This window comes from bacterium (assembly GCA_041648665.1).
GTDB lineage: Bacteria > UBA10199 > UBA10199 > 2-02-FULL-44-16 > JAAZCA01 > JAFGMW01.
In genome coordinates, this window is sequence record JBAZOP010000003.1 from 90,172 (window position 1) to 99,489 (window position 9,318).

General features: G+C 62.6%; 14 protein-coding genes. All 14 read right to left on the minus strand.

Going from position 1 to position 9,318, the window contains the following annotated elements; all coding sequences use genetic code 11:
- Positions 1-50 precede the first annotated feature (50 nt).
- The 14 genes from WC683_02735 to WC683_02800 all read right to left on the minus strand — a co-directional run bounded on the left by WC683_02735 (position 51) and on the right by WC683_02800 (position 9,309).
- Positions 51-716 carry a hypothetical protein gene (locus tag WC683_02735; GenBank protein ID MFA4971502.1) on the minus strand — a complete coding sequence of 222 codons (666 nt, stop codon included), beginning with the start codon at positions 714-716 and terminating at the stop codon, positions 51-53.
- Positions 717-786: 70 nt separating this feature from the next.
- Positions 787-1,296 carry a hypothetical protein gene (locus WC683_02740; GenBank protein MFA4971503.1) on the minus strand — a complete coding sequence of 170 codons (510 nt, stop codon included), beginning with the start codon at positions 1,294-1,296 and terminating at the stop codon, positions 787-789.
- 71 nt (positions 1,297-1,367) lie between these two features.
- Entirely contained in the window at positions 1,368-1,790 is a 423-nt protein-coding gene (locus WC683_02745) for a hypothetical protein (protein MFA4971504.1), read from the minus strand.
- A gap of 77 nt (positions 1,791-1,867) precedes the next feature.
- A complete protein-coding gene (locus tag WC683_02750) occupies positions 1,868-2,245 on the minus strand; it encodes a hypothetical protein (GenBank protein MFA4971505.1) in 378 nt (125 codons plus the stop codon).
- Between the two features lie 75 nt (positions 2,246-2,320).
- A complete protein-coding gene (locus WC683_02755; protein ID MFA4971506.1) occupies positions 2,321-2,455 on the minus strand; it encodes a hypothetical protein in 135 nt (44 codons plus the stop codon).
- Positions 2,456-2,551: 96 nt separating this feature from the next.
- Complete coding sequence (locus tag WC683_02760) at positions 2,552-3,712, minus strand: hypothetical protein (protein MFA4971507.1); 1,161 nt, start codon at positions 3,710-3,712, stop codon at positions 2,552-2,554.
- Between the two features lie 102 nt (positions 3,713-3,814).
- Positions 3,815-4,198 carry a hypothetical protein gene (locus WC683_02765; GenBank protein ID MFA4971508.1) on the minus strand — a complete coding sequence of 128 codons (384 nt, stop codon included), beginning with the start codon at positions 4,196-4,198 and terminating at the stop codon, positions 3,815-3,817.
- A gap of 75 nt (positions 4,199-4,273) precedes the next feature.
- On the minus strand, positions 4,274-4,570 hold the full coding sequence (locus WC683_02770) for a hypothetical protein (GenBank protein MFA4971509.1): 297 nt from the start codon (positions 4,568-4,570) through the stop codon (positions 4,274-4,276).
- A 71-nt stretch (positions 4,571-4,641) separates the two neighbouring features.
- Positions 4,642-4,989, minus strand: a complete 348-nt coding sequence (locus WC683_02775; protein ID MFA4971510.1) for a hypothetical protein — start codon at positions 4,987-4,989, stop codon at positions 4,642-4,644.
- A 1,291-nt stretch (positions 4,990-6,280) separates the two neighbouring features.
- The gene (locus tag WC683_02780) at positions 6,281-6,733 is read right to left on the minus strand and encodes a hypothetical protein (GenBank protein MFA4971511.1); all 453 of its coding nucleotides are present in this window, start codon (positions 6,731-6,733) and stop codon (positions 6,281-6,283) included.
- A 41-nt stretch (positions 6,734-6,774) separates the two neighbouring features.
- Positions 6,775-7,224 (minus strand): hypothetical protein, encoded by a 450-nt coding sequence (locus WC683_02785; GenBank protein MFA4971512.1) that lies wholly within the window; start codon positions 7,222-7,224, stop codon positions 6,775-6,777.
- The gene (locus WC683_02790) at positions 7,221-7,667 is read right to left on the minus strand and encodes a hypothetical protein (protein ID MFA4971513.1); all 447 of its coding nucleotides are present in this window, start codon (positions 7,665-7,667) and stop codon (positions 7,221-7,223) included. Before WC683_02790 ends, WC683_02785 begins: the two co-directional genes overlap by 4 nt.
- A complete protein-coding gene (locus tag WC683_02795) occupies positions 7,654-8,355 on the minus strand; it encodes a DUF433 domain-containing protein (GenBank protein MFA4971514.1) in 702 nt (233 codons plus the stop codon). Before WC683_02795 ends, WC683_02790 begins: the two co-directional genes overlap by 14 nt.
- A gap of 24 nt (positions 8,356-8,379) precedes the next feature.
- Complete coding sequence (locus WC683_02800; protein MFA4971515.1) at positions 8,380-9,309, minus strand: hypothetical protein; 930 nt, start codon at positions 9,307-9,309, stop codon at positions 8,380-8,382.
- Positions 9,310-9,318 lie beyond the last annotated feature (9 nt).

Below are 9,318 nucleotides of genomic sequence, written 5' to 3' on the forward strand. Positions count from 1 at the left end.
CCCTCGTTGGTGCCAGCCTAACCATGAACGGTCAGGTGGCAAGAGGCGGGTCAGTCGCGAGCCCAGCAACCGGGCAGCGTGACCGTTTCGGGCAGGGACTTCAGGAAGGCGATCACGTCCTCCGGGACTTCCTCGTACAGCCATTGGCTGCCGTACTTGTATCCACACTCCGGGCACGGCTTGTTCAGCAAGCCCTTGGGATGCTCTTCTGGGCGCACCCATCCCGTGGCCTTGGTTTCCCTCTTGTGTACCCGGTAAAAGGAAACGTCCAAAGGATGAAGCGTGCTCAAGGGCAGTGACAGAAGGAACCGCTGTCGCTCTGTCACGGCGGTCGAGCCGTTCTTGACCAGCTCCGCGACGCCGGATTCCACCAGATTGTTCCGCGCAGTGTAATGCTCAGTCTTGAGCATGTACTCGATCACTTCTACCTTTTCGGTCACATCCCAATCCTTGCGCTGGTGCTCGCAACCGGCTCGCATGTCGTTCAGGTGCCAGCGGTTCCACACCTCTGCCAGCTTGGCGACATCAATCCCCGGGAACGGCTGGGTGACGTTGACCAGATCGATCTGACCGCAGCCACCCTTCGCATCACCATTACTCAGCGGTCCTTCAACGCCGGTCAGAGAGAGGCGCTTTCCGTCCCACTTGATGGTCACGAAGACCTTGCCGCAGTCACCTGTGCCCACCAGCACATGCTTTGTGAATGGTTCGATCATTGACTTGCTCCTGCTTGTGGCGGGATGATTCCCGCAACGGTGAGCACGCCGGGGAGGCGCGCTCGTAAGGTCAAACGGCTGCGCGCTCGCTGCGAAGCTCATTGACCAGCGCTCGACGGTGAAGATCGGCTTTGTAGTACCGATCACAGTTGTACGTGTTCAGCATGGCTTCGCGGATCCGGTACCACGCTTGCTCTTCGCTGGCCTCGGAGCGACCCTGCCACGTCCGCTCGACTTCAGGAATCGGCGTGACGTAGGCGTTGACGATCGCCCAGTTGTCTTCTGGCCTGCCGTTGAACGAGATCGCGGGCGCGAGGCCGAATCCGCAGCCGGGTGCGCCGAGCGATCCCATGGTCTCACACGTGTCAGCGTCCAGGCCGCACTGCTCGACGAACTTGTCGAACTGCTTGCGGGTGAGGATGGCGCAATACTTGCGATGCTTCCCGTGAGGGAATACCTCGCTGTAGTCCGCGCTCTCATCGCCCTCTGTGCATTGCCACTGCCGAATGCACGGTGGCCTGTACTCCGAGACGCTAGCTCCGCGCGCTATGTCAAACGAGTAGATGACTGAGAACTTCATTGTGACTTGCTCCTGCTTGTGCGTGGCACCATGCCACGTTGGCGCGTGCGCTTGCGGCGCACGCTTGGATGCTACGGAAGCAGCATCGCGCAGATGTACAGGTAGCCGTAGCTCGCGTTCGGAGTCGCCACGAGGCGAACGCCGTTCTCTTCGATCTCAATCAGATCGCGACTGTCAGGGCTCACGTACTTGCTCGCCACGCGCTTGTGCAGCTTGTCCAGCAGCCCGGAGTCCCCGTTGAGCCTCTTCTGAAGATCCGGCCACCGGGACTGGTCGCCATCGGCCCCTTGCCGATTCGGCACGAGGTCCACGGACTGAACCAGCTTCTTGTCCTCGATGATGCGCGTGCGCCCGCCGACACGTTTGCGAATGCGCTGCGTTTGGTAGCTCGACTGAAGGATCGCTCGCGCGCCCCAGGCGACTGCGCAGTCACGGTCAACGAGCCAGCCGCACCATGCGGGCTTGGGCCTGCTTGCGTTCTTCTCTTCTTCCATTGACTTTGCTCCTGCTTGTGGTGCGGGCACCATACCCGCCCTAGTGCCTCGCCGCTTCCTCACGGCGAGGCAGGCTTCTACTTGCTCCCTTCTCCCTGGCCGACATGTGCCCGCAAGCGCAGGAGCGTCCACCCTGCGGACTTGCGGCCTGAGTATCGGCGACCATCGATCATGGTCGCAAAGCACTGCACCACGACGGGGCAGTACGCGCCCGGAGGGTGAATGCGGTAGCGCCCAGTCAGAGCCAGCGGCGCAATGATCTTGTCGCCAGCCCAGTTCTTGAGCACAAACCGCCCGCCCTCCTCGCAGACGTGGCCGATGACCACGCCTTGGGTATGATCCACAACCGGGCCGATAGAGGAGAACTGCGTCCCGTTGTGTTCAACGAAACCGATCTCCACCTGCGCTCCGGTCGCGGTCACACCGCTTTCGGAATGAAAGGTTGTCTTGTCCATTCGACTTGCTCCTGCTTGTGCGTGGCACCATGCCACGTTAGCGCCATCGTAGCGAGCTGGCTAGATGGCGGGCGGTCAAATCTCCGTGTATGCCACAGACACTTGACGCCCCGGGTATTTTGCCTGGGCCTTCCTCTCCGCGTCGTTGTGCGACTTGGCTCTGATCATTCCCACCTCTTCCCCGTCCACGTATACGATATATACCTTCATTCGACTTTTGCTCCTGCTATGGTGCGGGACCATGCCCGCCCTGGTGCATGCGCGCGCGAACGCGCATGCGAGGGATTGTGCTGCTGTGGTGGGATACTAGGCGGCGAGCGCTTGGGAGAAAATCTTGCCCGCGAACCGTTCCAGGTCGAGCACGTCGTCGCCGATCTGCGCCGAGCGTGCCTTGCGGGGCGCACCAGCGAGTGCCTTCGCCTCGATGTCCTGGCTGAGAGCCGACACGGCCTGCGCCGCATCGAGCCAGGAGATGCCCTTGCCGAGCGTGTGAGGCACGCGCGGGTCGGCGCTCTGCACCATTTCGACGACGCGCTTCGCCATGTCCTGGGAGACCTGACCCTTGAGGATCGTGTTCAAGCGGTCCACGGTCAGTTCCTTCTCACCCGCCGCGTTCAGCGAGTCGAACATCGACTGCCGCCGCTCGGGCAGAAGGAACTGCGATGTGCTGTCCTTGATCATGCTGATGGTGGCCTCGTGGTCGAGCTTGCGCGTGTCTTGCGACCAGTCCACGTCACGGTCGAGCCGCTGCCCGAGATGCACGCGGCGGAAGATCCGCTCAGTCGTCATCCCGTTCATGCAGGCCAACCGCAGGAAGAACGCCGTGATGCCCGCTGCCGTGCCGCCCCAGTCCGAATTGCGATACTCGATTCCCAGGACGTAGGGGTCGCCGCCGACCATCTGCACCTGCGGAATGACCATCTTGATCGCGAACTGGAGATCCGTGCCGGTCGCTGAGAACGGGACCGCGCCCGACTTGTCAGAGACTTCCAGCACGGTTTCGAGCAAGGGGCGGGTGTCGATCGTGTTGTAGCTGGCGGAGAGAACCGCCATGCCCAGTTCCACGTCGGGCTTCTTGCGCGCGCGCACGAGGTGAGCCGGGGGCCTGCCGTCCTTGCCGACAAGGTGCGCCCAGTCCGTGTTCAGCACGTTCTGCAAGAGGTCGCGCGCCCAGTCCGTGTCAGCGTCCAGGCAGGCGTTCGCGAAGTTCGCGTTCACTACCTGACCGATGCCGTACACGTGGCTGAGAGCGTGGTCGTGCAGCACGAGCGTATCGTGCTTGTCGAGCACCATCTGGACGTTGTTGTCCTGCGTGACCGCGAACTCCACAAGCTCCGCGGGCGCTTTGCGGTCCACCGGCATCTCGCTGAACACGCGCGCGACTTGCGCCTTCGCGTTCGGGAGGTTCCGATGGATCACTTCGTCCAGGCGTGCCGCCGCCTGTTCTGCCGAAACATTCTGCATCATTTGACTTGCTCCTGCTTTAGTCGGGCCGCGACATGCGACCCGCTTGGTGCCATCCTAACCATTGCTGGCCGGGTGGCAAGGGAGGGCGTGACAGGCAATGTCCTAGTCCACGATCTCAGTGAGCGAGCACTGGAAAATCTCGTGGATGTAGTCCTTGATCTCGCGGCGGTCGCGTCCGGTGATGCGCAGGACGATTCCGTGCACGAGCGAAGCCTTGACGATCACGGTGTGCTCGGTCCAGCCATCGTACATGCCAACATCGTTCATGTGGTGGTAGCTGGTATGGATCACCAGCTTCTCGCCAGTGGACGCATCGAAGTCGAACGTGCATCCGTTGTCGAACCCGGAGCCGTGCGGCAACCTGTTCAGAACGAGCTGCTCAATCGTCTCGCGGTGCTTGACTCGCCATTCCGCATTGCCCTTCTCGGCACAACGCGCGTAGGCGTCAACGGATGACGCCAGCCTCTTGTAAACTGGCTCTTTCATTGACTTGTGCTCCTGCTTTGTGCGGCGGGATTGCCGCATCAGTGCGCGTACCCGTGCGGGCGTACGCGCGTGGGGTCAACCGACCCGCTTGGACGCGCCAGCGGTTTCCATCTCCGCCACCAGTGCGCGCACCGCAGCGTCGCCACCCTTGTCGCTGTAGACGTGGTGCGGACGCCCGATGCGCCCCTCGAAGTCCCACCCTTCGTAGCCGTCGCGGCGCGCGAAATCGATCCGCGTTCCGTCTGCGCGTTCCAGGTAGAACTCTCCGAAGCCCATGTGATGCAGGGTTCCGAAGCGGTTGCAAGCGTTCAGGAAGTCGGAATCCCCGACAACCTTCTCGCTTCCATCAATCTGCTTGATCGTGTGAGGCATTGACTTGTGCTCCTGCTTTGAGAGGCGGCACCATACCGCCTTCAGTGCGTACGCGGGCGCGTACGCGAGGCTCAGTCCTCTGCGGTCTCTGGACGGGAGAACGGAAGCTGGTGACAGCCGCAACCGTGCGGGCAGCACCATGCTTCCTTGAAGTCGTTTGTGCAGTTTCGGAGGCGTTCCGCTAGCTCGTAGATTTTGTTCGCCAGGGTTTCGTTGCACAAGCAATCGGCCCCGCAGAGCGCACGCTGGTAGCGGCGTTCGTCAAAATCAGTCCGAGCGTTCCACCTCGGATGGAAGTAGCCACCGGAGCTTGCTTTCCATTCCGCGTACACCACAAGCAACCACTCGCGCGGCTGATCGTGAATGTTCTCGTACAGGTCAGCGTATGCCTCCGGTGCGTGAGACCATTCGCATGTCATGGTTTGCTCCTGCGCTGTGCTGACGGAATTGTCAGCGGTCGGTACCCGGGAATCGAACCCGGATCTCGCGGCACCAGTTACGGTGTCGCGTGACAGCTTGCTCCTAGGCGCGTCAAACGCACCATGCCCGGCGGTCAGATGCCCCGTCAGGCCTTTTGGCTATACCGATTTTGAGGTTGCTGGCGACAGGTTGACTATTGTCGCCAGAGAGCCCCTGCCCACGTCTTAGCGTGAGCGGCAGGAGCAGGAGCGGGATCTACTTCCCCCACCACGCTGGTATGCCCAGTCACGGGCGCGTGATGGTTTCGGAACCTGCCTGGAAGCCGTACGGTCAAAAGCCCCGGGCTATCATGCGGCAGGCTCGCGCAGCTTGGAGCAGCGCGACGATCCAAAATGTCATCCCCGTTGAATTCGATTCACGTTGCCGGTTCACCTCAGTAGCAGCGGTCCGATTTGGCATGCGTCCCCATGGACAGCCGCGGACTTGCTTGCCCCCCGTCAAAGACAAGGGGCTGAGTTTACCCGGTACGCGGGATAGTAGCTCTAGCCGGAACGGAATCTCTCCCGTGGCCCGCGGGTATCAGCCGCAGCGCCCTGCGCGTAGGACGGCTCAGGCGATCTGAGGGACGGAGCCCAGAGGCGCAGTCACGCCGCACGGTACGCCGTGCGGTTAGGCGAGCACCGCTTGTCCGTTCGCTTGTCGGTTCCGCTTGCTAGTCTTGCTTCAGGCGTTCACGGATCCAGGAGTCCACGCGAGACCTTGAGCCTTACCGAGCCGCCAAAAGCGACCCCTATACGCGCCGGTCCGAACGGAAACCTGCCCGGTTCCCTGGTGAGGGGAGGACTTGCGCGCCCCAAATGCTGGCGCAGCAGCGGTCACATGGGCCGGGTAGACCCGTGGCAGCCATCCGCTCGACTAGCGCGCGTTGCCGCGTCGCAATCGGGGCAGATGTTGCCCTATTGCTTGCAGGGTACGCCCCGCAAGGCTGGCGTGGTCCGGTCAAGGGCACCGGCTAGGCTCACCCCACAACAGGCAGGCTCGCCAGGGGAGCCGCCCCGCCAACCGGGGCCGCGCTCCACCCTGTTGTTGTCCTGCACCCCACCCCCTCCCCTCCTATACGTGGCGATAGTGTTTCGCTATCAGCGCGTACAGGGGGTACATCGTGGCGATAGTGCACTGGTATAGTGTATCGTATTGCAGCGTCACGCGGTGTATTGTGAGGTGGTGTGATGTATCGCTGGAGCTTGCTGTCCAGCTTGGGAACGGAGCGCGCAGGGAGCGCGTGCGACGCTACCGCGTGCGGCGACGGTGCGAACGGCTACGGTTTGGCGTGGCCTTGCGCCGGGCGGCGAACCAGATGCCTGCTACGGCCAGCGCGACGGCTACCGCAACGTAGACCTTGCCGTACGGTTCGCAGCCGGAACCGTAAAGAGCGGGCAGGGCCAGCAGGGCGGGGCACTGCTTGCCGTGCGATGGCGCAGGTTGCGCGGGCTTCGGGGGCTGCACAGACCCCCACGGCACGCATCTGCTCAGCTTTGGATCCCACCTCTGATCTGGTGCGAGGCAACCTCCCTTGCCGCCGTTCGCACCGCACGCGTCCATGAAGGCGTTCAGCGCAGAGCCCTTTGTCATGTCGAAGGGGATGCTCAGCGCCTGGGCCTGCTGCGCGCAGTCAACAGCCATCGTCGTGGCGGCATCCGCTGGAAGCGCGGCCATCTGCTTGTAGAAGTCTTCGTAGGTCATGCCCCATTATCCACGACCCCCCGGAATCTCCAAGCGCGCGGCTACCTCTTGCGTTTGACCGGCGCAGCCGTCTCGCGCTCCTGTCTCACGTCGCACAGCAGTGCTTCCACCGTGCGCAGCTCGCGCGCAAGTGTCAGCTTGCGCACCTCCAGCCACTTCTCACCTTGAAGCAGCATGCGCTTCGCGGCCCCCAGCGGACCCCACCAGGAGAGCCCGGAGCGCTTTATCCTGTCCGCGCGCCGCTGCGCTGCCTCGAACGTTGGGAAGACGCCTACGAGCCGGAAGTGAGGGAAAGGTTGCCGCGCTTCGACGAGGACGGCGTAACGACTGCTCGCGGACCTTTTGGGCGGGACAAACACCGTCTTCTCCCGTAGGATGTTTCCGTCCCCGTCTATAGTGGTAACGCGGAGACGCCTTCCGGGCATCAGCTTACGATCTCTGACATTCAACAACGTCAGCGACGACATCGGATGAGGGTTGGGCTTCTTCATCTCCCCTTCACCACATCCAGCGCAACCTTGTACAACTGCGCCAGCGCCATCGGTAGCCCAGGCTTATGGTCGCCACGCCCGCAGCACCTGCACCCGCCGTTCGTTGCCATGCCGTGCGGCGTGATGAACATGCAGCTGTTGTCCCCACAACCGGCACGAGCCGTGACCGCTGCGACGGCCTCCACCAAGCGCGCATCCTCTCCACGAACAGGCGCGTCCTTCGCCAAAGTCGCGGCCAGCGTCCAACCCAAACGCCAAGCCGTTCCCTCTCTCCCTTCGTACGGCGTCGGATTCTTCTCAGTGCTCCGCAGGGCGATGTAGCTCAGCGCGCCCTCCAGGACGTAGTACACCCCGCTGAGCGGGCCGATCCCCGGCCTGTTCACCGCTTCGTTCACCTTGTGCAGGATTTCCTCCTGCTCTGGTGTGTGTCTACCCACTGTCATGAACTCCCTCCTTCTTCTCCGTATCCTGTACGGGGGCGGCAGCTCGGCGGTTGAAATCATCTGCCAGTGCCCGGAGCACTTCACGAACCGTTTCTCCGTCAAGATCCATATCGGCAGCCAACTCGTGCAACGTTCTTCCCTCGGCTAACTCGGCGAGCACCCGGGCCAGTGGAAAACGTGTTCCGCGAACTACGGGGAGGCCTCCGCGCATATTTGGGTCCACGTCGATGAACGCAGCAGGACCCCGCTCCTGCTTGGCCGCGGCGGGCGGCGAAGAAGAATCGGCAACCGCTCTCTGCCAAAGCCGTTCCGCCGTCTGCTGGTGCAGGTAGATGGCCGGCGGCTGCTCTGCACTGACCCCGTTGTCGCCCCTCTCGACGAGCCCCGTGTACGTGACCCGAAGAACCAACGGTCCCTCCGCACCCATCACCCAGAGACAGCACACCTTCTCGAACCGAAGCTCCGGATTGGCTGGCCACCCTTCCTTCAGATGTCTGAGGGACGCGCGCGGCCAACACGCCTTGACGAACTCCCACAGGGGCTCGTTTGGGCGCACGACGAAGGTCAGCGCTCTGCCCTCGTTCACCCAGGGCAGCGGGTCTTTCTCGTGCTGCTCACGCGACCACGTCTGCTGCTCGTTGAAGTTCTTGTTCGCCTCGTCTACCAGAAAGTCCATCAATGTAGTCACATCTGCCTCCGGGTTGCCGTAACACTAGATCATGTCGTCGCTCGGCAGGCCCCCAAGCCAGTCAGGCAGCTTGCAGGCATGGGCAACGCAGTAATCGTACGTGAGATCGCGCTGGATCTGCGTCGGTGCCTTGTCCCCGCAGAACACGAACTGTGCGTTGTCCAGCAGCATGCTCGTGCAGAATTTCAGCCAGCCATCCGCCGCAAGCCCATCTTCCGTGCTCCCCAGAGCCCCGGCCAGGGCGATGTGCTCGTGATAGCGGCAGCGGTAGAATTTTCCCTCCGGGGAGAGCCAGCCCGTGTCCGAAGTCACCGCGTTCTCTGCGGGCGGGAGGGGGAAGCTAGGGGGATCGTCTTCTTTCTCGACCGGCTCTGCGGGCAACTCCGCCGCAGACGCGCCTTTCGGCCCTTGTGCAGGACTGCCGCTCCGCGCGTCGAAAGGCGGCGGGCACTGTTGCCAGTAGGGCAGCGTATCGTAGTCGTAGGGCTCCTTGATTATCGGATGGTGCACTAAGGAGCCTCCGCTCCCCGCTTTTCTTTGTGGGATCTTGCGCTTCCCTGTAGGGCTTGCGACGTACTCCACGTCTCCGATCAGAAGCTGAATCAGGTCTGCTTCGCCGTCTCTCGCCTTGTCCCGCTCCTTCATGAGTCTGGCGAGCACCGCGGAGAGCTTGGGCAGCGGCTGCCCGTGCACGGTGGTCGTCGCATCGTCGGGCACCATCTCGATGCTGTTTTCGCGGCTGTCCCCAACGAGCTTCGCTTTGCCTTCAAGGATCTCGATGGCCTGCGCCAACGTGATCCCCTGGAGCCCGTCCATGAGCGTGCGGAGCGCGTGATCGGGGCGATCCTCTTCGGCCCACAGATTTCGGACATGCTGCGTGAGCCATTCCCCGTCGATGGAAAAGCACAGCGTGTATGTCTCAGCTCGTGCTGCGTTATCGCTCTTGCCTCCCACAACTGCCCC

What these genes read in the sequence shown, in the direction of transcription:
- WC683_02760 (MFA4971507.1), bottom strand. Translation starts at nt 3,712, where the DNA reads ATGATGCAGAATGTTTCGGCAGAACAGGCGGCGGCACGCCTGGACGAA.
- WC683_02735 (MFA4971502.1), bottom strand. Translation starts at nt 716, where the DNA reads ATGATCGAACCATTCACAAAGCATGTGCTGGTGGGCACAGGTGACTGC.
- WC683_02775 (MFA4971510.1), bottom strand. Translation starts at nt 4,989, where the DNA reads ATGACATGCGAATGGTCTCACGCACCGGAGGCATACGCTGACCTGTAC.
- WC683_02745 (MFA4971504.1), bottom strand. Translation starts at nt 1,790, where the DNA reads ATGGAAGAAGAGAAGAACGCAAGCAGGCCCAAGCCCGCATGGTGCGGC.
- WC683_02785 (MFA4971512.1), bottom strand. Translation starts at nt 7,224, where the DNA reads ATGAAGAAGCCCAACCCTCATCCGATGTCGTCGCTGACGTTGTTGAAT.
- WC683_02790 (MFA4971513.1), bottom strand. Translation starts at nt 7,667, where the DNA reads ATGACAGTGGGTAGACACACACCAGAGCAGGAGGAAATCCTGCACAAG.
- WC683_02750 (MFA4971505.1), bottom strand. Translation starts at nt 2,245, where the DNA reads ATGGACAAGACAACCTTTCATTCCGAAAGCGGTGTGACCGCGACCGGA.
- WC683_02780 (MFA4971511.1), bottom strand. Translation starts at nt 6,733, where the DNA reads ATGACCTACGAAGACTTCTACAAGCAGATGGCCGCGCTTCCAGCGGAT.
- WC683_02765 (MFA4971508.1), bottom strand. Translation starts at nt 4,198, where the DNA reads ATGAAAGAGCCAGTTTACAAGAGGCTGGCGTCATCCGTTGACGCCTAC.
- WC683_02740 (MFA4971503.1), bottom strand. Translation starts at nt 1,296, where the DNA reads ATGAAGTTCTCAGTCATCTACTCGTTTGACATAGCGCGCGGAGCTAGC.
- WC683_02755 (MFA4971506.1), bottom strand. Translation starts at nt 2,455, where the DNA reads ATGAAGGTATATATCGTATACGTGGACGGGGAAGAGGTGGGAATGATC.
- WC683_02770 (MFA4971509.1), bottom strand. Translation starts at nt 4,570, where the DNA reads ATGCCTCACACGATCAAGCAGATTGATGGAAGCGAGAAGGTTGTCGGG.